This window comes from Pedobacter sp. SYSU D00535 (assembly GCF_017355855.1).
Taxonomy (GTDB): Bacteria; Bacteroidota; Bacteroidia; order Sphingobacteriales; family Sphingobacteriaceae; genus Desertivirga.
Genome location: NZ_JAFEWD010000001.1, coordinates 555416 through 579458, shown reverse-complemented (window position 1 = coordinate 579458; position 24043 = coordinate 555416). Strand labels below are relative to the sequence as shown.

The window sequence follows — 24043 nt, the reverse complement described above, 5'->3', positions numbered from 1 at the left end:
CTTTTTGCTGCGTGAGTCTTTTATAACCCTCAAAAAAGCAGAACCTTTGCGGATGGCAGCCGCGACAGCTTTTTTTACCACCTTTGCGGTTACTCCCATACTCATCATTATAATACAACTTCTTGGCTTATTTATAGCACCCGACAGGGTCCGAACAGCGTTGATCGAAAGGTTAATCGGTGTGGTTGGAACTAAGAGTGCGCGGCAGATTCAGGAAATTTTAAATAACATTATCGGTCTGGCGGGAAACTGGTATGTAACGTTGATCGGATTTATCTTTTTGATGTTCGTGGCAACTACACTATTCCAGGTGATTGAAGATTCCCTTGACGATATCTGGCAAATCCGGATAAAAAAAGATGCCGGATTCGGCTATAAGCTGAGGCGCCGGTTCCGCTCACTTTTAATCATTGGTTTGGCTGGTATCCTGTTTATCCTTGGCTTACTAACCGAGTGGATGCAAGGCTTTCTGGGAAACTACATTGACTATTTGATGCCCCAAGCCAGCTGGCTGCTAAATTATATTCTTAATGAGGTCATCTTTGTGATCATTGTTGCCGTCTGGTTCACATGTATTTTCAAATACCTCACCGACGGGCGACCCAGCTGGAGGGTGGCTGTAGCAGGAGGCTTCCTTACTACTGTGCTATTTACTTTTGGGAAAATTGTAGTGAACTGGGGATTGTCAAGAAGTAATATAAGCACGGTTTATGGTACATCGGGCTCTATCATCATTATACAACTGTTTGTTTTTTACTCCGCACTCATCTTTTATTTCGGAGGATCGTTCATTAAAGTCCTCAGTGACTACTGGAATGAGCCCATACGAGCCGTGCGAGGTGCTTCTCACTATGAAATACTTGAAGTTTAACGAATTATGCTGACTAAATAAATACGGCGAGAGGGGGAATCTGCTTTTGGCACCGTGTTTGTTTAAGTAGTACCGAACAAATGTTAAACTAAATATCTATACTATGAGATTCATAAGCAGAAAAGCCCACGCTATGTTAGATTACATGACGGGGATCCTATTAATTGCCGCTCCCTGGTTATTTAACTTCGCAGATGTTGATGCTGCAAAATGGGTAGCAATTGCCGTTGGTGCAATGATTTTAGTAATGTCGTTTATCACCGACTATGAAGGTGGAGGTGCAAAGACGCTGTCGATGGGCACTCACCTAACAATGGACGTGCTAGCGGGTATCTTCCTGGCTGCATCACCATGGTTATTTAACTTTGACGAGTTCGTTTATTTACCACACTTGATCGTAGGTATTTTCGAGATCATCGCTGGTTTGTGTACTGATCGTGTTTCACAGCACTCTCATACTCACCACGTGGACAACGTTCGTCACGCTCACTAGTAAATTTTACTTTGTTGTCAATAAAAGGGTTCAGCTATCGGTTGAACCCTTTTTTTATTGGATCACTTTTGAGTAAGACTAAACTTTGACCTAAACATCAGCTCAAACCTGTTGTTAATGCTCAAACCTGTTGTTAATAACCATCTATGAAAACATTGTTAGCCGTACTCAGTATTATTATCCTTTCTTTTGATTCTTTTGCTCAAAGCGATGCAGGTTCTCCCAGAGACATCAATGCCTTCGCTCAAATGTATAATGAAATTAGCAGCCTAATGCGGCAAAGCCGATACCGTGAGGCAATCAATAAAACAGAGCAGGCGCTGAAAATTGACCCGAAAAACACTACTCTATATACTAACTTGGGAACAGCTTATACTGCCCTGAACGAGCTGGAAAAAGCGGAGGTAGCGTATAAAAAAGCAGTTTCTTTGAATAGCGATTTGTTTGAAGCGAATTTTAACCTCGCCGGAATGCTTATGAATAAGGCGATCAGGAAGAACAATACGTTAACACGAGCAGGAAAATCCGAAAAAGACTTTTTACAAGAACGTCAGCAAATTCACCGAGATGCGGATAGCGCTTACCCCTACATACAGAAAAGCATTCAGCTAAGGCCGAAAGACCAGCAATCCCTTAACCTACTTAAGTACTATTACATTTTGAAAGAAGAGCCAGAAAAGGCGGCGGAAGTAGACAGGCGCTTGTCAGGCAATTAATTAACGTCCTAAATCCAGAGCGCTTTGTCCGCTGCCAGTTAATTTGGCCTCGTGCTCCAAAAGCCATTTTTTGCGCCACAATCCGGCCGCGTAACCGACGAGGTTGCCCTTGGTTCCGATAACCCGGTGGCAAGGAACCACAACCATTAGCTTGTTTTTTCCGTTTGCTGCTGCGATTGCACGAATAGCCAATGGATTTTTCATACGCATGCTAAGTGCAGAATAACTTATAGGGTTTCCGGGTTGGAGGTTTTTTAGCTCCGACCAAACGAGCTGTTGGAAGGACGTCCCTTGTTGCTCTAACGGAAAATCAAACTTCAATCGTTCCCCAGCAAAATACTCTTGCAACTGTACTCGCGCAAGCTCGGTTAAATCGCAGGGAATTGGATCCGGTTCATTTGCTTCAAACATAATTTGTCGTATAAAATGCTTGCTTCCGCGGATGGAAAGAACGCCCAGGGGAGTATTAAGGTTAGATATGAAATCCATCACTGATTATTTACTGCTAAGATAGGGGAGAACGCGTATATATTTTAATAAAGCTCTATCTTTGAACCCCATGAATCTGGTGGCACAAGTAAAGCATTTGCTAAAAAAGGAGGTGGTGCTCGAGTGGCGATCTAAGTATGCCTTCAATGGTATTCTACTTTACGTGGTTTCCACCATTTTCGTCTGCTTTCTTTCTTTCAAAAAAGTAGATCCTATAACCTGGAATGCGCTGTTCTGGATAATTATGCTTTTTGCTTCCGTCAACGCAATAGCGAAGAGCTTTTTACAGGAAAGTAAAGGACGTCAGCTTTACTATTATAGTTTAGTTAGTCCACAGGCAGTTATCCTATCAAAAATCATCTACAATATCTTGCTGATGCTTTTGCTGTCAGTAATTGCCTTCGTTTTTTATACGCTTGTTTTCAGTAATCCTGTGGGAGATCCACTTTTTTATTTTCTGGCGATACTTATCGGAAGCTTCAGTTTTGCAACTGTCTTCACCATGATCTCCGGCATCGCCGCCAAGGCGAATAATAGCGGTGCACTAATGGCAATACTTAGCTTTCCGGTCATTATCCCACTTATAATGGTACTGATTAAATTTTCGAAAAACGCTATGGACGGCCTTGACCGAACGGTCAGCTATAACGAAATAGGCGTTCTGGTGGCCATCAATATTGTAGTGATGACGGTTTCGCTACTACTATTTCCTTATCTCTGGAAGGATTAATAATACAAAGAATACATTATTAAAAGGCACAATCCTGCCAACAGTAGTACCACTACTGAATCTCTTAATCCTTTCAAAAAGTAATTAGGGCTCGAACCTTTTTGTAATTGTTTGTTCATACGCATTCGTTAGGTAGTGCTTAAACAGTTGTTTTCGGTTATAGTTTTGGTACAAACATGTTCCAACATGTTCTTTTTCCCGTACGCTAACTTACATTGTTCGGACACTGGTAGCCCTCATAATCGCTTCATATTGCCAACTACACGTACTTTTCACGTCTGGATTACTTTTTGTTATAACCAGTACGACACACTTAGCAATATCTGGAGAATAACATCATGAGAATTATAAACCCTATTAAAAAAAATAGAAAAGGCAATTTTCTATTTACAGTACTTGCTATAGCCTTTGCGGTAGGTATTAGTAGTTGTAATAGAACTCCTGAAATAGGAGCACAGCCGCTTTTAGATAGTATTTATATTACTAAGTACATGAAGTCAGAGCCCGCTTTCGCGGATGAGCTGATTTGGGCGAAAAACTTCTATCGCGAACGCAAATTTAAGTTGGGTTGGTTCAAAGACCACGAGATGGTGCCACAGGCGGAAAAAATGCTGGATGTAATTAAAAGGGCGGCAGAAGAAGGCTTGGATCCGAAAGACTATCAGATCGTGAATTTCGAACAGAAATTCAAAGAGTTGAAGGATGCAAGAAAAGATACTACCAAGTACAAAGCCTTGGAAAAAGAGATCGACCTGGCGCTTTCTGCCACCTATTTCAACTGGGCATCCGACTATTATCGCGGGCTGGTTGTTCCGAGAGAAAATGAGGAAGTAGAATGGGATGTAAAGCGCAATAAGATTAAGCTTCATAAAGCCTTGATGACGATTTTGGGAGAGCGAAAAAGCAGGTATCCCTACGCGGAGTTCAAGCCGCTGCATGAGGAGTACGGTCACTTAAAGAAAGCGTTAGCTAGGTACAGGCAAATTCAGGCCGATGGGGGATGGCCTCTAATCCCTGCCGGTGCAAAGGTTGAACCCGGTAAGCCATCTCCTATGGTGCCGCTGTTAAGAAAACGCTTAGTAGACTTTTTACCAGTTAATGCCGAAGCAAAAGACACAGCCGCCAATAATGTATTCGATCCATCGCTGGTAGCTGCTTTGAAGAAGTTCCAGGAATCGCAGGGCCTTAAGCCCGATGGAGGACTGGGTTCTCAGACTATCAGCAAATTAAATGTTCCTATTGAGCAGAACATCCGGCAAATTATCATCAATATGGAAAGATGGCGCTGGATTCCGAAAAAGTTTGAACCAAACTACTTGATAGTGAATATCCCCGAGTACAAGCTGCGTGTTTTTGAGCAGAATAAGCAGGTAATGGATATGCGTGTGATTGTGGGTAAGGAGATGAACTCGACGCCGATTTTTAGTGATAAAATGGAATACGTTGTTGTGGCGCCCTACTGGAACATCCCTCCAAATATTCTTAGAGAAGAAATTGTTCCTAACATTGTCAGCGATCCCGGCTATCTCGACAGGAACAACATGGAGGTGGTCACCAACAAAGGTGAGTTAGTTAGCGCTGCCTCGGTTGACTGGAGTCAGGCCGGGCAACCAGGATTTGGATACGTCGTGCGTAAGAGGCCTGGTCCGAAAAATGACTTGGGAAATGTGAAGTTTATTTTCCCGAATGTTGATAATATCTATCTGCATGATACGCCGAACGATCAGCTGTTCAGCCAGGCGAGCCGTGGATTTAGCCACGGCTGTGTACGGGTAGAGCGTCCTGTTGAATTAGCACAGTATCTGTTACGGAACGTACCAGGTAGCTGGAATCGTTCAAAGATTATGCATCAGGTAAGTACTGGAAAAGAGAAGCATATCCCGCTGAAAGAGAAGCTGCCTGTTTACCTCGTATACTTTACTGCAAGCGCTGATGCTAACGGCCGGGTAACATTTTTCGAGGATATCTATGGTCATGATAGCGAGTTAGCTTCTATGTATTTCAGTCGCTTATAGCGGCCATGTCGAAAAGAAAGGAAGCGCCGCAGTTGGAGAGGGGCTTCCTTCCCAACTTCAATTTTCCCAACAAATTTCTCTGGTGAAACTTTAAAAACCCCCATTGTTCGTGGTGGGTTTTTATCTTTGCCGTATGAATTCAGAAGCACTGATGGAACTGGTTACGATGAGGATGCCGTACGGTAAATACAAAGGGACGTTGTTGTGCAATTTGCCTGAGCCTTATTTAGTATGGTACCATTCCAAAGGCTTCCCGACAGGAAAACTGGGCATGCTTTTACATACGATGTACGAAATTAAATTGAATGGCCTGGAGTATTTGATTGCACCTTTAAAAAACAAATCGCATTGAAGCTCTGGCTTCTTAAATCCCTATACCAGAAAATCTTTCTTCCAATTCGTCTGAAATGTCCTGTAAATCCTCAAAGTCATCTATCCAAACCGCTAACGAACCTTGAGGAACAAATACAGTAGCTTCCTTAATTCTGGCGATGTACATCGACTTGTGAGCCTGAAGGTCTGCTAACACTTTCTCAAGATTTAAGATCTCATAAGCAACGGCATCATATTCATAGGTATAGTAGAAGTTTTCATTAGCAGCTCCAAGGGTGGTTAAAATTTCTTCCAAGGAATCATTAAAGTCAGTACAGTAAGTATCTACAAAATCAGCAGCTTTATCAGGCCGATCGGCTGTCGCGTTTTCGGTTGCATGTTTGTCGAAGTCCTTAAACTGTCTGTTTGCTTTTTCAATACAGTTAATCAGTTCATTGAAATAATCTTCAGGCGTTCTGTGTGTTAAATCCATAGTGTAGCGTGCTAATTACCATGTAAACAAGGTTGAAGAAGGATGGTTTTGAAGGCCGTAGATTAGATTAACGAGAAAGGGGGCTAAGCAGTAAAAATGCAGATACCAGGAGCATAAAGACCTGTCGATCTAAATGAACCTGGTAGTACAAAGGTGTAAGCCGCCCTGCGATATTTGTTCTATAAGAGTTTTTAATATTAGTTTGTTTTCTTTATAAAAAAATAATTCGATGAACGATCACATTGTGTTGGAGACGGAGCGCCTGTACTTGCGGGAGATTACTTTTGACGATGCGGAAGCTATGTTTGAAATGGATGCTGATCCTGAAGTACAAACCTTCCTTGGTAAACCAATTGCCGAACTGCAACAGAGCCTAGACATGATTGCCTTTATTCGTAGTCAATATGAGGAGAACGGTGTGGGAAGATGGGCAATAGTCGATAAAGTAGAGGGACGTTTTGTGGGTTGGACAGGACTAAAGCTAATAAAAGACACAGTGAACGGTTACTCAGGTTATTATGATATTGGATACAGGCTGCTGAGAAAATTTTGGGGGCGGGGATATGCTTTCGAAGCAACAAAAGCTGCGGTTGAATACGGGTTTAACGTTATGAATCTAAAAACGATGTTCGCTATAGCGGATGCGAACAACCATGCATCTATAGCTATTTTAAAAAAGCTCGGCTTTTCTGCAGAGAATCTGTTCTTGTATAATGAAAGAGATCACTATTGGTTCTCGATTAAAAGAAAACAGCCATGATAGTAAAAGCGATCGTTACTATTTTAATTATTGTGATACTTCTGATCGTGAGGAAAAGAAAAGTGAAACGTTAGTTCCAAGGTTTCTACTTACCCCTTAAAGTAACAGAGCGAACCGTTCCCTCATTAGAGATCGATCCGCGAAATCATTTTTATTCTTGATCCTGATCTTCGTCGGGCTCAGGCTCATAAGCAAGTATTGCTTTCCCTATTTCATTGGCTTCTGTGTCTTCCTCAAAAAGAGGGGTATCGGTATCGAGGTCTAAACGAATCCAAACTCCTTCCGTATCCTGCTGGAGCTTCATATACTCTAGTCCATCTTTAAATACAGTATAAGTATTATCCTCTTCAGGGAAGATGGCATATACACGGTTGTCAAATTCAACGTCAAATGGTTCTTTCATAGCTGCAATCCCATATTAGCAGGGAATAAGTCGCGAAGATAAAATATTTTTAAAGGACAGGCGGCTAGTGATACCAATTCATAGTTGATAAAAGCAATAAGGAGACGAAGACAACGTTTTCAAAAAATAGTCAGTTAAACCTTTTTTTGCTGTAAAGGTCGAACAAGTATTAGAGAGAACGAAAGCCTAAAAATTGTGGCATTGTTTTTTCTGTAAAGATTATGCGGAATTAGCTCATCTATCGCGCTGGTACCGCAAGGCTTTTAAAACACACAATACACACACTAATAAAAAATGAATCTTATGAAAACAGCAGTAATCGCGTTTGCTATGGCTACAACTTTATTTGCAGCCTGCAACAACAATGCTAAGGTGAATCCAGAAGTGGCGGCCGTCCGCGATTCAGTTAAACTTCTTCAGTATTCAATGCAAGCTCTTAAAGACAGCATCCGTATCGATAGTTTTGAACGGGCGGCAGCTGTAGAGAAAGAAAGATTAGCTGTGGCAGCAGCAGCGGCACAAGTTCAGCAGCAAAAGGCAGCAGCCCGCACCCGGGTAGTATATGCGTCTAATACCCCTCGCAGAACTTATGTAAAAGGAGTATCTGAATCTTACTATTATGATCAACCACAGGTACAACGTAAAAAAGGATGGAGTGCAGCAGCTAAAGGCGCCGTTATTGGGGCAGGTGCCGGAGCCGTTACTGGTATTCTTATTGATAAGAAAGACGCCCGTGGTGGTATCATTGGAGCCGTCGTAGGTGCAGGTACAGGATATGCAATCGGTAGGGCCAAGGACCGGAAAACAGGTCGTGTGCAATAAAATTTTTATTTCTGACTAGTTAAGGGGGCTGAATTAATTTTCAGTCCCTTTTTTGTTGCTAATATTTTCGAAACGATTCGACATGTTGTAGCAAAGATCATCATCCTAACTTAATAGATATCTTCTATCCGATACTCTTTGTTATTGAACTGGAAAAATTCTCCCTGCTTCAATCCTGTAATTCTCTGTCCTATTGGAGAGGCTGTGGAAATTACATAGTAAGTTGTCCCATCAATGACCACCTGTCCTGCACTGATCGCCAGATAAAAACTTCCCTGATTTGTTATCACAACACTTCCATTCTCAGCCCTGGTGCAGGTCCGTTCCGGATTGATTGAACTTAACAAGTGTTTTTGTTTCCTTGCTTCTAATAGCTGAATCTCATTTCGTGATATTTCTTGCTGCATCATTTCCCTGGTGGTTTCATACTTATCGCCGGCACTGCTTTTTGTATCGTTCTCCGAAGCTTCTCGCGCCGATGTAATAGCCTGTTCAGAAGTACGTATTCGTTCCTCAGCCAGCGAGAGGCAATGAGAAAAGAGCTTTTTCTTAATATGAGACATCTCGATTTAATAGGGGTGATTGCAAAAGGTCGTATAAATAAAAAGACAAGCGGGTGTCGCTTGCCTTTTTATTTATTAAATTCTTTCAGGTTAATCTTTGCGGCCTCCAAATACAGAGAAGCTTACGTAACGCTTCGGATTTGCTTTCAGATCGATCATCAATCTGTTAAGATTTTCCGCGGAGTTATTCAAATTATTGTAAAGACTGTCGTTAGTTACCAGCTTCCCTAATGAACCTTGCCCACTATTTACTTTATCGATAGCGGCTTGCATATCGGCAACTGCCTTATTCGCACTATTAATAGTTCTTTCGAAATCTGCTCTGGCAAATTTATCGCTTACGCCTTCAAGATTAGTCATAATGTGATTAATCCTTTGGTTGTTATTCTTGAAATTTGCTGAAACAGATTCGAGGTTGGCGAAGATGGCATTAAGACGACGGCTTTCAGTACCCACTAAATAGTCTACTTTTTTTGTTGTTGCTTCTAATGTTTGAAGCGTTCTTGCTATGCTGGCGAAGCTGCTATTGAAATTCCTCTGAAATTCAGGACTCAAGGTGTTGTCAACGGAGGTAAGGATAGAATCAAGCCGCGAGATGATTCTTTCTGCCTTTTTTTGTACCGGCTGCACCTGTTCCATCAGATTTTTTTCTGTATTGGCCTTCAATGTATCCCCGTCCTGCGCGTACTGATTGCTAGTGCCCAGATCAAAAATAATTGCTTTACCACCTAGTAAATCTGTACTTTCTAACCGGGCTATCGTATTTGCAGGTATTTCGTAATCGGGACTTATCTTAAACTGAGCTACAATCTCCCCATTGGGTTGAAGGGTAAGGGCAGAGACGCGCCCGATCTGGAACCCGTTAACTAGAACCGGCTTGGAGACTGTTAGGCCCTCCACGCTTTCATATCGTGCATAGTACTCATTCTCGCGAGAGAATACGTCGTTTCCTTTAAGGAAGCTGTATCCCAAGATTAATATAGTAATAGCAACGGCAGCTAAAATGCCGACTTTAGTTTCGTTTGTAATTTTCAAAGTGTCTAAGTTTTTGTCAAATATAATTAACAAATAGAGTTATTAAAGCTCTACCTGTTTCTTGTAAGCTTGGATAGCTTTTAACAAACAATTGGCAATTTCGTTTTGCCCGTATTCAGACACCATATATTCTTCTTCCTGTGGATTACTGATAAATCCAATCTCTGTTAAGACGGCCGGCATTGCCGCCCTTTGCAATACTGCTAACCCCTGTTCTTTAACGCCTCTGTTCACCCGCCCTGTTGCAACATATTCTTCCTGCATTAGCGATGCTAATTTAATACTCTGATCCCGGAACGCATTTTTCATTAACGAGAACACAATGACACTGGCAGGGTCATTCGGATCGTAACCATCATAGTTGTCTTTGTAATTCTGCTCCAGCAAAATCGAGGCGTTTTCTTTCAACGCTACGTCCTGCTCGTTCAGCCGATTAAATCCTGCAACAAAAGTTTCAGTACCCTTTACTGCCGTTCTATTGCGCATGCTTGAGGGCATGGAGTTACAGTGGATCGAGATAAAAAGGTCGGCTTTCACGCGATTTGCTAAACCAATGCGCTCGTATAGAGGGATGAAAACGTCTTCAGTACGTGTGTACACAACCTTAACGTCTTTCAGATTCTCTTCGATTATCTTCCCCAGGCGCAAAGCAACCTGCAGGGCAACATCCTTCTCCCGCGCAATCAACCCTCTGGTAGTGCCATCTTTGCCGCCATGTCCTGCATCCACCACGATTGTCTTAATTCGATAAGGACTTGGCGGAGTATCAACTGCGAAAGATATCTCTGATGCTATAATGGTTAAAGAAAGTACTGTAAAAAATAAACGTGTGAAAAATCTCCCCATATCTCGTCTGGATTTAACAGAAGAACGTTGTTTTCTTCGAAGATGTATTAAAAATGTTAATTAATTATAGCGGGATTATTGATCTCCCACCTGTTTTTTATAAGCCTGTATCGCCTTGACGATATTGATTGCTATTTCATTTTGACCGGTTTCGGAGTTAAGGTAATCTTCTTCCTCCGGATTACTGATGAAGCCGATCTCTGTAAGAACGGCCGGCATCCCGGCACGTTGTAGTACAAGGATATTTTGTTCCTTTACCCCTCTGTTTATCCGTCCGCTGGACACGTACTCATTCTGGATGCAGGTGGCCAGTTTGATGCTTTGTTCGCGGAAGGCATTTTTCATAAGTGAAAAAACGATCATCGACTCAGGATCGTTCGGGTCGTAGCCGTCGTACTTGTCTTTATAGTCCTTTTCTAAAAGAATGTCAGCGTTTTCACGGATGGCTACGTCCTGCTCATTAATCCGACCGAAGCCAGCCACAAACGTTTCGACTCCTCTTGTCGACGTTCTGGTACTTAGATTCGCAGGCATGGAGTTACAATGGATTGAGATGAAAAGATCAGCCTTTGCTCTGTTTGCAATGCCAATGCGTTCGTGGAAGTCAACATTAACGTCCGTAGTACGTGTATATAAAACTTTCACTCCCGGTAGCTGTTCTTGAATAACTTTGCCTAACTTTAAAGCTACACTTAGTGCTATATTTTTTTCCAGCGAATACTTGCCGGTAGCCCCGGCAGCCTTTCCTCCGTGACCAGCATCAATTACGATGGTGCGTATACGATAGGGGGCTACATTTGAGTTATTAGTGAATGAAATCAACGGAAGAATTGATAGGAGTATCGCTACGCAGCAAATCAATCTTTTCAGTGGAATTAATTTCATTAGTTTTGAACCGTAATTAAACATCGCAAAAATAATATTCGAGATATATTTTGGAACCCCGTAAAAACTTTTTTCTGAGATACGTGTTTTTGGTTCTTTTTGTTGCGTTTTCTTTGAAATTACATGCGCAACAACCAGAAGTTCAATCGGATACCACTGCGGTTTCGGATACCCTGTCTACAGCGGCGGCTTCGTCCAATGGCTTGGCCTCAGAAGTAACTTATACTGCCGAAGATTCGATAAAATTTAGTGTAGATAGAAATATCGTGTTTCTTTACGGTAAGGCCCGGGTTTCCTATGAGGATCTCGAGTTGTCTGCAGATTATATCCGCCTGGATCAAAAAAATAAAAGACTGTTTGCGAGTGGATTAAGAGATCGCAATTCGCGCTATCGCGGCCGTCCTATATTCAAACAGGGAGAGGAGTCGCCGATAAGCACCGATTCACTCGTATTTAACTTCGAAACAAAAAAGGGAAAATCGTATGGCTCTTTTACAGAAGTGGAAGGAGGGTATATTTCGGCGGCGCAGTCCAAGAAGAATCCTTATAACGAAATTTCTTTTAAAGACGGGATTTATAGCACTTGTAATCTGCCTCATCCGCACTTCGGAATTCATATATCTAAAGGTATAGTAACCGAGAAGCAAGTGATAAGTGGGCCGGCCTATCTGGTTATTGAAGATATTCCCATCCCAGCCATTTTACCTTTCGGATTCTTCCCGAAAACTAACAAACGCTCCTCTGGTTTCAGATTCCCGACGTTTGGGGAAGATGCTACTCAGGGATTTTTCATGAGGGGTTTGGGTTGGTATTTCGGTATTAACGACTATTGGGACGCGGAAGTTCTGGGGACGTTATATAGCCAAGGTTCGTACGAAACTAATTTACTTGCTCGTTATCGGAAGAATTACAAGTACAACGGTCAGCTCAATTTTGCTTATCGCTCTACCAAAACCGGCGTAGAGGGTACACCGTCTGCTGGAACGGCCAAAGATTTTAACCTTGTTTGGAGCCACACTCAGAATCAATCGGCAAATCCGGGCACCAATTTCTCGGCAAATGTCAACGTGGGTACCAGTTCTTATTCGCGCCGCCGCGGGGCTACAGATGCCTACGACTACAATATGGCTACGCGGAACACACTTGCTTCCAGTATAAGTTACGGAAAAACCTTTGGTAACGGCTTGTTCAATTTCAGTTCCAGTATGAGTCACCGCCAAGATATCAGTACACAAGAAGTATATCTTGAACTGCCTAGCTTCAGCCTAAATATGAGTACTCTTAATCCCTTCGATTCTAAGGATCGGGTTGGGGAGCAGAAATGGTATCAGCGAATCTCCGTTGGCTATAGCGCGACAGGAACAAATACGTTGACTGAAAAAGAGTATAATATCTTCAGAAAGGAAACCCTGGGGAACTTCAGAAATGGGATCCAACATAATATTCCTGTAAGTCTAAACTTTAATGTGTTGAAGTATTTGCAGTTTAGTACGGGGGTGAATTACAGTGAGCGCTGGACCTTGCAAACCTATGAATATGGATTGAACGAGAACCAACAGCTGGTGGTCAAGGACACAATCGAAGGCTTCCGGAGGAATTATGAATATGGACTCAACTCATCTATGTCAACTAAATTCTACGGAATGATGAACTTTAGAAAAGGGCGACTTCTTGCCCTTCGCCATGTGGTGACTCCGTCCGTAAGCTTCAACTATCGGCCGGATTTTAGTTCTGATCGTTTTGGGTTTTATGAGGACGTGCCGGGAACAAACCAAAGATATTCACCTTTCCAGGGAACAGTATATGGAGGTCCAGGTGCTGGCCGGGCCGCTGGAATTGGCTTTTCAATAGATAACAATATCGAGGCAAAGGTCCGAACCAAAAGTGATACGTCAAATGCCACTGAAAAAATCCCTATTATTCAGGGTTTGTCTTTTGCTGGTAATTATAACTTTCTTGCCCCTGAGTTCAAACTCTCAACTATTTCTTTTAGTGGAAGGACGGCATTTTTTAAGCAGAAGTTAGGGATTAATTTCTACGGTGTGCTTGATCCTTATGTTCTTGATAGCGTAGGGAGAAGAGTAAATACTTATACCTTTAGAGAGGGCAGACTTCCCCGTCTAACTTCGCTTGGGTTTTCGACCGGCTTTAGTTTGAATTCAAGTATGTTGCAGCGAAGGCAGGAAGCCCTGGCTAACCAGCAAAATAATCCTAACCTGAGCCAGCAGCAGCAACAGGATTTGCAAATGATTATGCGTAATCCAAATGCCTTTGTTGATTTTAGTGTTCCATGGAACTTGAGTGCATCTTATAGTTTCAACTACTCAAAAAACGACCTTAGCTCGTATATTACCAATACCCTTAACTTCAACGGTGATTTAAGTGTGACCCCTAAGTGGAAGGTTGCCTTCAACTCAGGGTACGACTTTAGTCGGAATGAATTTTCTACTACTCAGTTTTCCATCTTCCGTGATTTGCATTGCTGGGACATGTCATTCACCTGGGTGCCCTTCGGATTATACAAAAGCTATAGCTTCGATATCAGGGTACGGGCATCGATCTTACAAGATTTGAAGCTAAGCAGAAGAAGTCCCTGGAGTCAAATTAATCTCTAATCATGCTAGCAGAAATAATTACCATAGGAGATGAAATCCTTATTGGTCAGATAGTAGATACAAACTCTGCCTGGATTGCTCAAAGATTGAATGAGATTGGGGTCAGAGTGAAGCAGATAAGTTCGGTTTCGGACGATCGTCTTCATATTCTGGAAGCTCTTCAACTAGCGTCTCAGCGAGCGGACATTATCCTTATTACCGGGGGCTTAGGGCCTACCAAAGATGACATAACTAAAAAAACACTAGCCGAGTACTTTGGCGTAGGGTTCAAGCGGGATGAGGCAAGTCTGGAAGTTATCAGTCAGATTTTTCAGAAATACAACCGGCCTCTTCTGGAGATAAATATTCAACAAGCGGATGTCCCTGAAAACTGTGAGGTGCTTTTGAATAAAAATGGAACCGCTCCCGGGATGTGGTTTGAGCAAGATCAGAAAGTGTACGTGTCCATGCCGGGGGTTCCGTTTGAAATGATGTATCTGGTAGAGGAAGAAGTGCTTCCGAGAGTGAAAGCTAAGTTCAAGCTGGAAGCAATTGTTCATCATACTATTCTCACAGCTGGTATTGGCGAATCTTTTCTAGCCGAAACAATTGCATCAGTAGAAGACAACTTACCCGCTCATATAAAGTTAGCCTATTTGCCCAAACTTGGCCAGGTGCGTCTTCGATTAAGTGCTTATGGAAAGGATGAAAATCAGCTGAAGGCGGAAATTAAAACTTACGTTGAACAGATCGAGCTACTTGCTTCTGCTTATATAGTAACGTCAGAAGATAAGCCTCTAGAGAAAGCTGTCCTCGATTTTATGGGGAGCAAGCAACTAACCCTGTCAGTGGCCGAGAGCTGCACAGGCGGATACCTGTCCCATCTCTTTACCCAGCATTCAGGCTCTAGCGCAGTCTTTTTAGGAGGGGCTGTGTCTTATTCTAACCAGCTAAAAGAGTCCATTCTAGGCGTTGCTCCTGAAACTATTCAGGCTTCGGGGGCCGTCAGCGAGGAGACTGTTACTGCGATGGTAGAGGGTGCATTGAGAAATTTCCAATCAGACTATGCTATTGCAATAAGCGGAGTGGCTGGCCCGGGAGGGGGAACGGAAGAGAAGCCAGTTGGTACGGTTTGGATTGCAGTGGCAAGTAAACAGAAAGTGGTTGCTCAAAAATTTAAGTTTGGAAACAGAAGACAACAAAATATTGAGCGGTCGGCAGTAAATGCCCTTATAATGCTCTTCAAATTACTTAAGGAAGAACACGCCTAAACTCCCGAAAAAAACTAATTTTGCAGCGTACATCATTTTGATATATGGCTAAATTCGAATTATTGCTTCCAAAAATGGGTGAGAGTGTTGCTGAAGCTACTGTTGTGAAATGGTTAAAGCAGCCCGGAGACTGGATAAATGAAGATGAAGCAGTAGTAGAAGTGGCAACAGATAAAGTGGATTCAGAGGTGCCTTCTCCGGTATCTGGGAAGCTGGTTCAGTGTCTCATAGCAGAAAATGATGTTGCCCAGGTGAACGGCGTTATCGCTATTCTCGAGGTGGAAGGAGCTGATGAAGCAGCGGCAACACATAATCATAACTCATCTCCTTTAGAAGTTGCAGCGGCAATACCGGTAGAACAACTTCCTGGAATTTCAAATCTCGATAATAAAGTAAGCTCCGATACATCCTCAGCTGCCGGGAATAAATCTAGCCGGTTTTATTCCCCTTTGGTGAAAAGTATTGCAGCGGAAGAGGGAATTACGCTAGCTGAACTGGATGCAATCACTGGCACGGGGGCTGAAGGGCGTGTTACGAAACAGGATGTGTTGACTTACATCCAGCAAAAAGGAAAAACTGCTGTTGAAGATTTCTCCCCTGCAAAAGAGCCGCAAATTCAGGAGGCTCCTCAGAAACAAGAAGCAGCACCAGTTGCACAAGCACCTAAAACCACAAACGCGCATAGCAGTCCTGCTATCAATATAGGACCGGGCGACGAGATCATCGAGATGGATCGTATGCGGAAAATGATTGCGGACCATATGATCATGAGTAAAGAGGTAGCTGCCCACGTTACTTCTTTTGTCGAGGCGGATGTGACTAATCTGGTCAAATGGCGGGACCGTATCAAAGCTTCCTTTGAGAAGCGAGAGGGGGAGAAAATTACTTTCACTCCCGTGTTCGTTCAAGCGGTAGCAAAAGCGATTAAAGATTTTCCAATGATTAATATTTCCGTTAACGGCAGTCAAATCATCAAACGGAGAGATATTAATATCGGTATGGCGGCGGCTTTGCCGAGTGGAAACCTGATTGTTCCGGTAATCAAGAATGCGGATCAGCTCAATCTTGTTGGCCTCACTAAGGCCGTTAATGATCTGGCACAACGGGCCAGGGCTAATCGCTTGCAGCCGGACGAGGTGAAAGACGGAACGTTTACCATCACCAATATAGGGCCTTTTGGTAATATCATGGGCACGCCGATGATCAACCAGCCGCAAGTCGCTATTCTGGCTATCGGGACCATTCAGAAAAAACCTGCTGTCCTTGAAACAGAGTTCGGGGACGTTATTGCCATCCGACATAAAATGTACCTCTCCATGTCTTACGACCATCGAGTTGTGGACGGCGCCCTTGGCGGTATGTTTCTCAAAAGAGTAGCCGATTATTTGGAGGCTTGGGATACAAACTGCGAGATTTAATTTATCAGAACGGCACCTTGCTTAATTAGCTAGCGTGTCCCTTTCGGTACAAGTCTTGGTATTTGCCAATGCTTGTTGCGGTTTTTTCATCTAATAAGCTTCACCTTAAGCCGTATTCGATGTCGCTCATTGTCTTTGCGTTGTCAGGCCCGGCATAATTTCTTGTTTATCAAACCTTTTTCAATAAATTCATTTTTATAGAAAATGAAACTATGAGACCCCTATTCCAGACTTTTTTGCTCTTTATCGTCTTTACGTTAGTTGCCTGCTCTTCCAAGCCACAAAGCGAATCGCCGCCCCAAAGTAGAGCGGATACTGCCGGCTCTGAATTCGAAACAATCATTCTTTATGAGAACCTGAAGAATCCATGGGGAATGGCCTGGCTGCCTGACGACAGATTGCTGGTGACGGAGAGGAGCGGGGAAATACTAGTATTTGAAGATGATAAATTTTCAGGAATCAAACTGTCGGGGGTACCAGAGGTATTTGCGAAAGGACAGGGGGGGCTTCTTGATATTAAGTTACATCCCAACTATGCCAAGAATGGCTGGCTGTACCTTGCTTATGCTAAGCCTATGCCTGGAGGCGCTACTACAGCGTTGATGCGGGCTAAACTTCAGGGAAATCAACTGGTGGAGAAAACAGACATTTTTACTGCAACGCCGGTGCTTTCCGCTGATTACCATTTCGGGAGTCGTATTGCGTTCGATAACGAAAACTATCTTTTTTTGGTAGTAGGTGAAAGAGGAACCAAACCGAAGGTGCAGCAGCTAGACAATGACCATGGCAAGATTCACCGGATCTTTGATGACGGCCGGGTCCCTGACGATAATCCATTCGCTAACCAGGAAGGAGCCCGAAAGTCAATCTGGAGCTACGGGCATCGTAATCCGCAGGGGATGGCTTATGATGCAGAAAGCAATCGTCTTTGGGCGGTAGAACATGGACCAAAAGGAGGAGATGAGCTAAATCTTATCGAGAAGGGTAAAAATTATGGCTGGCCTTCCATTACATACGGAATCGATTACGACGGTTCCATTATTTCAGACAAGACTGAGATGCCGGGGATGGAACAGCCCGTTAAATATTGGAATCCATCTATTGCACCTTGCGGTATGGCCCTTGTAACCAGCGATAAGTATCCTGCCTGGAGGGGAAATCTACTTATAGGAGCTCTGGCCCATAGGCACGTAGCAAGAGTAGAACTAGAGAAGGGTAAGTTCGCCAGCGAGGAGAAGCTATTGGCAGATATAGGAAGGGTTCGGCACATTGCGCAAAGTCCCGACGGCTTCATTTATGTTCTTACGGAGGGCCCCGGACAGCTTATAAAGTTAGTATCAAAACAGTAGTTGCCCTCTTTAACAGTTCTTGACTCCAATAGTTTAAAATTACTGAAATTTTATTTCGTTAAAATACAGATACTTAGCTTAAATATTTGTTGTAACATTAGTTGCTGATGCGAATTTTTTTGCAGATTTTGCCTTTATATCTATATTTGTATCGCCCTCCCAAAGGGCATGTTTTTCATAGGTAGATGTAGGGTCGAATATTCGTATTCGACCCTTTTTTGTACTAAAAGAACAGGAAAATAAAAAGCACTCTTTGCAGAGTGCCTCAGGTATTCTCAATGAAACTTTGATGTCTTAAATGTAGTCAGTTCCAAAGCGCGACTTGACGTCGGCCACTATTTGCTTCACACTTTGTTCCTTGCTTTTTGGGCAGATCATTAATATGTTGTTTGCCTCTACTATAATAAAATCATCCAATCCTTGAAGCACTACCAATTTTCCATCAGGCACGTTTACCATGCAATTGGAAGAGTCGTACATCATCACCTTATCAGACGGGATGACAGCATTGCCCACATAGTCTTTTTCCGCCAGGTCATAGACAGATGACCAAGTTCCCAAATCAGACCAGCCAAAATCCGTAGGGAGTACGTAAACGTTGTCTGCTTTCTCCATAATCCCATAATCAATGGAAATGTTGGTGCACTGATAATAGGCGTTTTGAATAAAAGCATGCTCCTCCTCAGTATTAAAAATACTTTCACCTTCTTTGAAGATATCGTTCATGTCCGGAAGGTGCTTTTCAAATGCGTTTAGAATGGATTGGGCAGACCAGACGAAAATACCCGCATTCCAAAGAAATTCTCCGCTCTGAACGAACGTTTTCGCTAGCTCCAGGTTCGGCTTCTCGGTGAAGGTTTTCACCTTATGAAAATTATCTTCCAGGCTTTCCGAGGTAAACTGGATATAGCCGTAACCTGTGTCAGGTCGTGAAGGTTTTATTCCAAGGGTGATAAGGCATTTGTTTCTGGTACTTACCTCCAAAGATTTTGTGATGTCGCTAATAAATTCTTGCTCATTCAGAATAAGGTGATCGGAAGGAGCGACAACAATGGAAGCATCCGCGTTAATCATACTGATTTTATGACAGGCGTAAGCAACGCAGGGAGCAGTATTCCTCATAATTGGTTCACCCAGGACTTGTGAAGCTGAAAGTTCTGGCAATTGTTCCTTAACCAGTTCTACATAGCTTTCATTGGTCACAACAAAAATGTTCTCCACGGGTACGATCTTCTTGAATCGGTCGAACGTGTTTTGAATCAAGGTCTTACCCGTACCAAGGATGTCTAAAAATTGTTTAGGATGAGCCGTCCGACTGATCGGCCAAAAGCGGCTTCCGATTCCGCCTGCCATGATAACGGCATAAAAGTTTTTCATTTCTGGGTCTATATCGATTATATTATTCCTTCCTTCAAAAGATCATGCAAATGTATGATTCCTTTGTAGTTGTCTTCATCCGCAACGATCAATTGAGTGATGTTGTTCTCACGCATCAGCTCAAGTGCATTAACAGCAAGTTCATCGCTTTTGATTTTCCGTGGGCTGCGGCCCATTATATCCTGCGCCTGTAGCCCCGCTATAGAGTCATACTTTTCCATCATCCGGCGTATGTCACCGTCGGTAATGATCCCCATAATCTTGTCGCCCTGCACTACCGTCACCGCGCCTAACCTGTTTTTAGTAATTTCGACAATCACTTTTTTTACCGGATCCAAGGGGCTTACCTGCGGTTTCTCATTATGGATGTAAAGGTCACCAACTCTCAAGTAAAGTTTTTTTCCGAGAGAGCCTCCCGGGTGATATTTTGCAAAATCATCGCTACTGAACTCGCGGCACTCCAACAGGCAAACGGCTAAGATATCACCCATTACCAGTTGAGCAGTTGTACTGGTTGTTGGTGCAAGGTTATGTGGACATGCTTCTTTCTGAATAGTTGTGTCAAGGATTAAGTCTGCTTGTCGCGCAAGTAAAGAATTGCGGTCTCCAACCATCGCCACAATGACGTTTCCTGCTCTCTTTAACAGTGGTACCAGCACTTTAATCTCAGGTGTATTTCCGCTCTTCGAGATGCAAATGACCAGGTCTTCTTCCTGAATAATACCAAGGTCGCCGTGTATAGCGTCCGCTGCATGCATAAATACGGCAGGTGTTCCTGTCGAATTAAAGGTCGCTACGATCTTTTGGGCGATAATTGCACTTTTTCCCACTCCCGTTATAATGACTCTGCCTTTGATTTTTAGAATCTTTTCTATTATCACCACAAAGTCATTATTTAATTGAGGTATTAAGCCCGAAATCCCTTCAACTTCTGTTTTTAGTGTTCTTTGAGCTATCTGGATAATTTCTGCAGAAGGTTTCAAGCGGGATTTTTTTAAATAGTGGTACAGATTTTCGGCAAAAATATGTTATTTTGACATCAAATTTAGCCTTTCTAAATTTTTTCCCGGTGAGGACGATGGAGATAAAGAAATCATTATTCGATAATTTACAGAACTTTTTTGGCTTCGATAATTTCAAAGGTGAACAAGAAGCTATCATAACCAATATATTACAAAAGAAAGATACATTCGTGATTATGCCAACTGGCGGTGGAAAGTCGATTTGCTACCAGTTGCCAGCTTTGATGAGTGAGGGCACGGCGGTGGTTATTTCGCCGCTTATTGCACTTATGAAGAACCAGGTAGATCAGCTAAGAGCTTTTGGAGGCACGGATAGTATTGCTCACTTTTTAAATTCTTCTTTAAATAAGACTGAAATAACAAAGGTTAAACAGGACGTGCTAAGCGGAGAAACAAAGCTCTTGTACGTAGCCCCGGAGTCTTTGGCAAAAGCCGAGAATATTGATTTTCTGCGGTTAATTACAGTTTCTTTTGTTGCAGTTGATGAGGCTCACTGTATTTCCGAGTGGGGGCACGATTTTCGCCCGGAGTACAGAAAAATCCGACAGGTAATCAGCAATCTGGGTGAAAACATTCCAATCATAGCACTGACAGCTACAGCAACCCCTAAAGTTCAGCAGGATATCATCAAGAACCTGCAGATGAATAACGCCACCCTGTTCAAGTCATCTTTCAACAGAGCAAATTTGTACTATGAGGTCAGGGCAAAAAGGAACGTCCTGAAAGAAATTGTTCGCTTTATTAAGGGCTATCAGGGGAAATCGGGGATTGTATACTGCCTCAGTAGAAAGAAGGTAGAGGAAGTTGCAGAAGCACTCAACCTTAACGGTATTAAGGCACTTCCGTACCATGCAGGGTTAGAGGCAAAAGTCCGGGCAGAAACCCAGGATAAGTTTTTGATGGAGGAAGTAGATGTTATCGTGGCGACCATTGCTTTCGGAATGGGAATTGATAAACCTGACGTTCGCTATGTAATTCACCACGACATCCCAAAGAGTATGGAAGGCTATTACCAGGAGACAGGTAGGGCTGGACGTGACGGCGGGGAAGGTGTTTGTGTGGCTTTTTATTCTGAAAAAGATATTGAAAAGCTGGCAAAATTCATGAAGGATAAGCCAGTGTCAGAAAGGGAGATTGGTACACAGATTTTAAAAGAGGTGATCGACTATGTTGAGTCTTCTGTGTGCAGGAGGAAACAGATCTTGCATTACTTCGGGGAAAATTTTAACGAGGCCGGATGTTCTGAGATGTGTGATAACTGCCGTGCTCAGAAAACTACTTTTGATGCTACTGAAAAACTTCAGCTGACGCTGAAAATAATTCAGGAGTTAGGTGAGAAGTTCGATGATCATCATATCATCAGCTTTATGATGGGCGAAGAAACGCCCCAGATTGTGGCATATAATCACAATAAACACCCAGTATTTGGTAGCGGTAAGGAGGATGGAGTATTACTTTGGAAGTCAGTATTACGTCAAGCACTTTTAAGTAACTATATCTCGAAAGATATTGACAACTATGGCTTGCTGCGTCTTACCAAATCAGGGAAGTCTTACATCGAAAGCCCTATCAATGTTCGTTTTATTCTTAATAGAGAAATGGATACCGTTGAAGATGATTCTGAGGACGGGCCACAGCAAGGTGGAGCTGCTTTAGATTCACAGCTGCTGCAAATGCTGCGGGATCTGCGAAAGAAAATCGCGAAGCAAAAGAATCTGCCGCCTTTTGTTATATTCCAAGATCCTTCTTTAGAAGAAATGTGTACGCATTACCCCATTACAGTGGACGAGCTGAAGCAAATCCAGGGAGTGGGGTCCGGTAAAGCGTTGAAGTTCGGTGCACCCTTTCTAGAAGTGATTAAGAAATATGTGGAGGAAAATGATATCGACCGACCAGTTGATTTGGTGATTAAAAGTGCTGCCAATAAGTCCGCATTAAAAGTATCTATCATTCAAAATATTGACCGGCATCTGGCTCTTGAAGATATTGCCTCTGCAAAGGGCATTACTTACGAGGATATTCTACGGGAAGTGGAATCCATCGTCAATTCGGGCACTAAGCTTAACCTGAACTATTATATCGATGAATTAATTGATGAGGATAGACAGGATGAGGTGTTCGACTATTTCCGTTCAGCAGAGGTGGATTCGATTGATGAAGCGCTCAAAGAGTTGGGGACTGACGAGTACACTCGCGAGGAGCTGCAGTTAATGCGGATTAAATTTTTATCAGAATTAGGAAACTAATGATTCATCAGATTTCCCAACTAAAACATCTCGATTCAAATAACTTTTTTTTAATGGCCGGTCCGTGTGCCATTGAAGGTGAAGAGATAGCTTTACAGATCGCTGAACAAATTGTCGGCATAACAGATAAGTTAAGAATTCCTTTCATATTCAAAGGATCTTATCGGAAGGCAAATCGCTCCAGAGTCGATTCCTTTACAGGGATTGGCGATGAAAAGGCCTTGAAAATTCTTGCACGAATCAGTAAGGAGTTTGGGGTTCCAACGGTGACAGACATTCACGAAACCCACGAAGCTGCCATGGCCGCTGAGTATGTAGATGTGCTGCAAATACCAGCCTTTTTATGCAGACAAACGGATTTACTTATAGCTGCCGCTGCCACGGGAAAAACGGTAAATATCAAAAAAGGACAATTCCTGTCAGCTAGTTCAATGCGGTTTGCAGTAGATAAGGTAAAGGAATCAGGTAATGATAAAGTTATCTTGACCGATCGGGGTAATACATTTGGTTACCAGGATTTGATAGTGGACTATCGGGGAATTCCCGAAATGAAATCGTTTAACGTTCCGGTGGTGATGGACTGTACTCATTCCCTTCAGCAACCTAATCAGGCTAGCGGAGTAACTGGCGGTAAACCAGAGCTAATAGAGACAATTGCAAAGGCCGCTATTGCCGTAGGGGTAGATGGGTTATTTATTGAAACGCATCCGGCTCCGGAAAATGCAAAGTCAGACGGAGCTAATATGCTTCATCTGACTTTACTAGAACAATTGCTCGTTAAATTAGTGAGACTAAGACAGGCCGTTATTTAACTTTTGGTGAAAAACCGATAGCTGAACCTTCTAGTTCCTTACTTTTTGGATGTCCTTCAACGACAAAATATTTCTCGTTGTCGCTATCTTTGATAGCAGTCTGCTTGTTCTTCTGTCCTAAAAAGTTGGCATACCTCTTCACATGTGCCCTCAGATTTGTATAGGGATTAGGACGATTGATCACTACTTTATACCCGCTGTATAAGTCGTAATTTTGTTGTGACTCCGGCAGTTGCGGTGAGAACTCCCATTTTCCGTTTTTCAGGTAGACAAATTTTTTATCCGCTACACTGTAGTACGCCTGCAAGTCTGGCAAAAAGTAGTAGTCTACATGCCTATAACCCGTTGGTCCCCAAAGAGGTTGCTCGGCAATGTTTGTTTTAGGCGATTTAACTTGTGCTTCAGAGTTTAAAGTGAAAAGAGAAAAGCACAGCAAGGCAGAGTAAAAAAGTTTTTTCATAAAATAGATATTGATGTCTCAAGCAATATTCAAAGCCTATGCCAAGAAAATCTAGGTATTT

General features: G+C 42.8%; 24 protein-coding genes. 14 read left to right on the top strand and 10 right to left on the bottom strand.

The genetic code is table 11. The annotated features are described in order from the left end of the window. Positions 1 to 52: 52 nt before the first annotated feature. The 3 genes from J4N23_RS02295 (at position 53) to J4N23_RS02285 (ending at position 2080) form a co-directional block, all read left to right on the top strand. A complete protein-coding gene (locus J4N23_RS02295; protein WP_207425386.1) occupies positions 53 to 871 on the top strand; it encodes a YihY/virulence factor BrkB family protein in 819 nt (272 codons plus the stop codon). Between the two features lie 103 nt (positions 872 to 974). Beyond that, entirely contained in the window at positions 975 to 1364 is a 390-nt protein-coding gene (locus tag J4N23_RS02290) for an SPW repeat protein (protein WP_207425385.1), read from the top strand. Between the two features lie 146 nt (positions 1365 to 1510). Continuing rightward, complete coding sequence (locus J4N23_RS02285; protein WP_207425384.1) at positions 1511 to 2080, top strand: tetratricopeptide repeat protein; 570 nt, start codon at positions 1511 to 1513, stop codon at positions 2078 to 2080. Here J4N23_RS02285 and J4N23_RS02280 read toward each other — a convergent pair whose 3' ends face one another. After that, positions 2081 to 2569, bottom strand: a complete 489-nt coding sequence (locus J4N23_RS02280; RefSeq protein ID WP_207425383.1) for a methylated-DNA--[protein]-cysteine S-methyltransferase — start codon at positions 2567 to 2569, stop codon at positions 2081 to 2083. 70 nt (positions 2570 to 2639) lie between these two features. Between J4N23_RS02280 and J4N23_RS02275 the strand changes: the two genes are divergently transcribed. The 3 genes from J4N23_RS02275 to J4N23_RS02265 all read left to right on the top strand — a co-directional run bounded on the left by J4N23_RS02275 (position 2640) and on the right by J4N23_RS02265 (position 5666). After that, positions 2640 to 3299: a heme exporter protein CcmB gene (locus J4N23_RS02275; protein WP_207425785.1), complete on the top strand. Its 660-nt coding sequence runs from the start codon at positions 2640 to 2642 to the stop codon at positions 3297 to 3299. 338 nt (positions 3300 to 3637) lie between these two features. Further along, a complete protein-coding gene (locus tag J4N23_RS02270; protein ID WP_207425382.1) occupies positions 3638 to 5314 on the top strand; it encodes a murein L,D-transpeptidase in 1677 nt (558 codons plus the stop codon). A gap of 133 nt (positions 5315 to 5447) precedes the next feature. Beyond that, a complete protein-coding gene (locus J4N23_RS02265) occupies positions 5448 to 5666 on the top strand; it encodes a DUF3820 family protein (protein ID WP_207425381.1) in 219 nt (72 codons plus the stop codon). A gap of 12 nt (positions 5667 to 5678) precedes the next feature. Here the strand turns inward: J4N23_RS02265 and J4N23_RS02260 are convergent, their stop codons facing one another. Further along, on the bottom strand, positions 5679 to 6119 hold the full coding sequence (locus J4N23_RS02260) for a hypothetical protein (protein ID WP_207425380.1): 441 nt from the start codon (positions 6117 to 6119) through the stop codon (positions 5679 to 5681). A gap of 229 nt (positions 6120 to 6348) precedes the next feature. Between J4N23_RS02260 and J4N23_RS02255 the strand changes: the two genes are divergently transcribed. Further along, positions 6349 to 6879, top strand: coding sequence for a GNAT family N-acetyltransferase (locus J4N23_RS02255; protein ID WP_207425379.1), 531 nt, complete (start codon positions 6349 to 6351; stop codon positions 6877 to 6879). Positions 6880 to 7030: 151 nt separating this feature from the next. On the opposite strand, the gene J4N23_RS02250 is transcribed toward J4N23_RS02255, so the two are convergent. Further along, complete coding sequence (locus J4N23_RS02250; RefSeq protein WP_207425378.1) at positions 7031 to 7282, bottom strand: hypothetical protein; 252 nt, start codon at positions 7280 to 7282, stop codon at positions 7031 to 7033. A 303-nt stretch (positions 7283 to 7585) separates the two neighbouring features. Here J4N23_RS02250 and J4N23_RS02245 point away from each other — a divergent pair, with 303 nt between their 5' ends. Continuing rightward, complete coding sequence (locus tag J4N23_RS02245; protein WP_242689044.1) at positions 7586 to 8104, top strand: glycine zipper 2TM domain-containing protein; 519 nt, start codon at positions 7586 to 7588, stop codon at positions 8102 to 8104. A gap of 110 nt (positions 8105 to 8214) precedes the next feature. On the opposite strand, the gene J4N23_RS02240 is transcribed toward J4N23_RS02245, so the two are convergent. The 4 genes from J4N23_RS02240 to J4N23_RS02225 all read right to left on the bottom strand — a co-directional run bounded on the left by J4N23_RS02240 (position 8215) and on the right by J4N23_RS02225 (position 11433). Beyond that, positions 8215 to 8667: a 3-oxoacyl-ACP synthase gene (locus J4N23_RS02240; RefSeq protein WP_207425377.1), complete on the bottom strand. Its 453-nt coding sequence runs from the start codon at positions 8665 to 8667 to the stop codon at positions 8215 to 8217. Between the two features lie 90 nt (positions 8668 to 8757). After that, positions 8758 to 9702, bottom strand: coding sequence for an MlaD family protein (locus tag J4N23_RS02235; RefSeq protein WP_207425376.1), 945 nt, complete (start codon positions 9700 to 9702; stop codon positions 8758 to 8760). A 42-nt stretch (positions 9703 to 9744) separates the two neighbouring features. Further along, the gene (locus tag J4N23_RS02230) at positions 9745 to 10548 is read right to left on the bottom strand and encodes an N-acetylmuramoyl-L-alanine amidase (protein ID WP_207425375.1); all 804 of its coding nucleotides are present in this window, start codon (positions 10546 to 10548) and stop codon (positions 9745 to 9747) included. A gap of 75 nt (positions 10549 to 10623) precedes the next feature. Then, the gene (locus J4N23_RS02225; RefSeq protein WP_242689043.1) at positions 10624 to 11433 is read right to left on the bottom strand and encodes an N-acetylmuramoyl-L-alanine amidase; all 810 of its coding nucleotides are present in this window, start codon (positions 11431 to 11433) and stop codon (positions 10624 to 10626) included. A 113-nt stretch (positions 11434 to 11546) separates the two neighbouring features. On the opposite strand from J4N23_RS02225, the gene J4N23_RS02220 reads away from it, so the two are divergent. The 4 genes from J4N23_RS02220 (at position 11547) to J4N23_RS02205 (ending at position 18065) form a co-directional block, all read left to right on the top strand. Further along, positions 11547 to 14048 carry a putative LPS assembly protein LptD gene (locus J4N23_RS02220; protein ID WP_242689042.1) on the top strand — a complete coding sequence of 834 codons (2502 nt, stop codon included), beginning with the start codon at positions 11547 to 11549 and terminating at the stop codon, positions 14046 to 14048. A 2-nt stretch (positions 14049 to 14050) separates the two neighbouring features. Next, complete coding sequence (locus tag J4N23_RS02215; RefSeq protein WP_207425373.1) at positions 14051 to 15298, top strand: competence/damage-inducible protein A; 1248 nt, start codon at positions 14051 to 14053, stop codon at positions 15296 to 15298. A 44-nt stretch (positions 15299 to 15342) separates the two neighbouring features. After that, positions 15343 to 16716 (top strand): dihydrolipoamide acetyltransferase family protein, encoded by a 1374-nt coding sequence (locus tag J4N23_RS02210; RefSeq protein WP_207425372.1) that lies wholly within the window; start codon positions 15343 to 15345, stop codon positions 16714 to 16716. A 212-nt stretch (positions 16717 to 16928) separates the two neighbouring features. Continuing rightward, positions 16929 to 18065 carry a PQQ-dependent sugar dehydrogenase gene (locus J4N23_RS02205; protein WP_207425371.1) on the top strand — a complete coding sequence of 379 codons (1137 nt, stop codon included), beginning with the start codon at positions 16929 to 16931 and terminating at the stop codon, positions 18063 to 18065. A 294-nt stretch (positions 18066 to 18359) separates the two neighbouring features. On the opposite strand, the gene J4N23_RS02200 is transcribed toward J4N23_RS02205, so the two are convergent. Next, on the bottom strand, positions 18360 to 19442 hold the full coding sequence (locus J4N23_RS02200) for a mannose-1-phosphate guanylyltransferase (RefSeq protein WP_207425370.1): 1083 nt from the start codon (positions 19440 to 19442) through the stop codon (positions 18360 to 18362). A 17-nt stretch (positions 19443 to 19459) separates the two neighbouring features. Beyond that, complete coding sequence (locus tag J4N23_RS02195) at positions 19460 to 20425, bottom strand: SIS domain-containing protein (protein WP_207425369.1); 966 nt, start codon at positions 20423 to 20425, stop codon at positions 19460 to 19462. Between the two features lie 95 nt (positions 20426 to 20520). Here J4N23_RS02195 and recQ point away from each other — a divergent pair, with 95 nt between their 5' ends. Together recQ and kdsA are read left to right on the top strand one after the other, a co-directional pair. Further along, positions 20521 to 22710 carry a DNA helicase RecQ gene (gene recQ / locus J4N23_RS02190; protein WP_207425368.1) on the top strand — a complete coding sequence of 730 codons (2190 nt, stop codon included), beginning with the start codon at positions 20521 to 20523 and terminating at the stop codon, positions 22708 to 22710. Beyond that, a complete protein-coding gene (gene kdsA / locus J4N23_RS02185; protein ID WP_207425367.1) occupies positions 22710 to 23522 on the top strand; it encodes a 3-deoxy-8-phosphooctulonate synthase in 813 nt (270 codons plus the stop codon). The genes recQ and kdsA overlap by 1 nt, the downstream gene beginning before the upstream one ends. Here kdsA and J4N23_RS02180 read toward each other — a convergent pair. After that, positions 23515 to 23982, bottom strand: coding sequence for a hypothetical protein (locus J4N23_RS02180; protein WP_207425366.1), 468 nt, complete (start codon positions 23980 to 23982; stop codon positions 23515 to 23517). The two genes, kdsA and J4N23_RS02180, sit on opposite strands and share 8 nt — an antisense overlap. Between the last annotated feature and the right edge of the window lie 61 nt (positions 23983 to 24043).

Excerpts from the sequence above, each read along its gene's own strand:
- J4N23_RS02270 (WP_207425382.1), top strand. The coding sequence starts at position 3,638 with ATGAGAATTATAAACCCTATTAAAAAAAATAGAAAAGGCAATTTTCTA.
- J4N23_RS02260 (WP_207425380.1), bottom strand. The coding sequence starts at position 6,119 with ATGGATTTAACACACAGAACGCCTGAAGATTATTTCAATGAACTGATT.
- J4N23_RS02205 (WP_207425371.1), top strand. The coding sequence starts at position 16,929 with ATGAGACCCCTATTCCAGACTTTTTTGCTCTTTATCGTCTTTACGTTA.
- J4N23_RS02200 (WP_207425370.1), bottom strand. The coding sequence starts at position 19,442 with ATGAAAAACTTTTATGCCGTTATCATGGCAGGCGGAATCGGAAGCCGC.
- J4N23_RS02250 (WP_207425378.1), bottom strand. The coding sequence starts at position 7,282 with ATGAAAGAACCATTTGACGTTGAATTTGACAACCGTGTATATGCCATC.
- J4N23_RS02295 (WP_207425386.1), top strand. The coding sequence starts at position 53 with ATGGCAGCCGCGACAGCTTTTTTTACCACCTTTGCGGTTACTCCCATA.
- J4N23_RS02210 (WP_207425372.1), top strand. The coding sequence starts at position 15,343 with ATGGCTAAATTCGAATTATTGCTTCCAAAAATGGGTGAGAGTGTTGCT.
- J4N23_RS02285 (WP_207425384.1), top strand. The coding sequence starts at position 1,511 with ATGAAAACATTGTTAGCCGTACTCAGTATTATTATCCTTTCTTTTGAT.
- J4N23_RS02290 (WP_207425385.1), top strand. The coding sequence starts at position 975 with ATGAGATTCATAAGCAGAAAAGCCCACGCTATGTTAGATTACATGACG.
- J4N23_RS02240 (WP_207425377.1), bottom strand. The coding sequence starts at position 8,667 with ATGTCTCATATTAAGAAAAAGCTCTTTTCTCATTGCCTCTCGCTGGCT.
- J4N23_RS02255 (WP_207425379.1), top strand. The coding sequence starts at position 6,349 with ATGAACGATCACATTGTGTTGGAGACGGAGCGCCTGTACTTGCGGGAG.
- J4N23_RS02245 (WP_242689044.1), top strand. The coding sequence starts at position 7,586 with ATGAAAACAGCAGTAATCGCGTTTGCTATGGCTACAACTTTATTTGCA.
- kdsA (WP_207425367.1), top strand. The coding sequence starts at position 22,710 with ATGATTCATCAGATTTCCCAACTAAAACATCTCGATTCAAATAACTTT.
- J4N23_RS02180 (WP_207425366.1), bottom strand. The coding sequence starts at position 23,982 with ATGAAAAAACTTTTTTACTCTGCCTTGCTGTGCTTTTCTCTTTTCACT.
- J4N23_RS02215 (WP_207425373.1), top strand. The coding sequence starts at position 14,051 with ATGCTAGCAGAAATAATTACCATAGGAGATGAAATCCTTATTGGTCAG.
- J4N23_RS02265 (WP_207425381.1), top strand. The coding sequence starts at position 5,448 with ATGAATTCAGAAGCACTGATGGAACTGGTTACGATGAGGATGCCGTAC.
- J4N23_RS02275 (WP_207425785.1), top strand. The coding sequence starts at position 2,640 with ATGAATCTGGTGGCACAAGTAAAGCATTTGCTAAAAAAGGAGGTGGTG.
- J4N23_RS02230 (WP_207425375.1), bottom strand. The coding sequence starts at position 10,548 with ATGGGGAGATTTTTCACACGTTTATTTTTTACAGTACTTTCTTTAACC.
- J4N23_RS02225 (WP_242689043.1), bottom strand. The coding sequence starts at position 11,433 with ATGAAATTAATTCCACTGAAAAGATTGATTTGCTGCGTAGCGATACTC.
- J4N23_RS02280 (WP_207425383.1), bottom strand. The coding sequence starts at position 2,569 with ATGGATTTCATATCTAACCTTAATACTCCCCTGGGCGTTCTTTCCATC.
- recQ (WP_207425368.1), top strand. The coding sequence starts at position 20,521 with ATGGAGATAAAGAAATCATTATTCGATAATTTACAGAACTTTTTTGGC.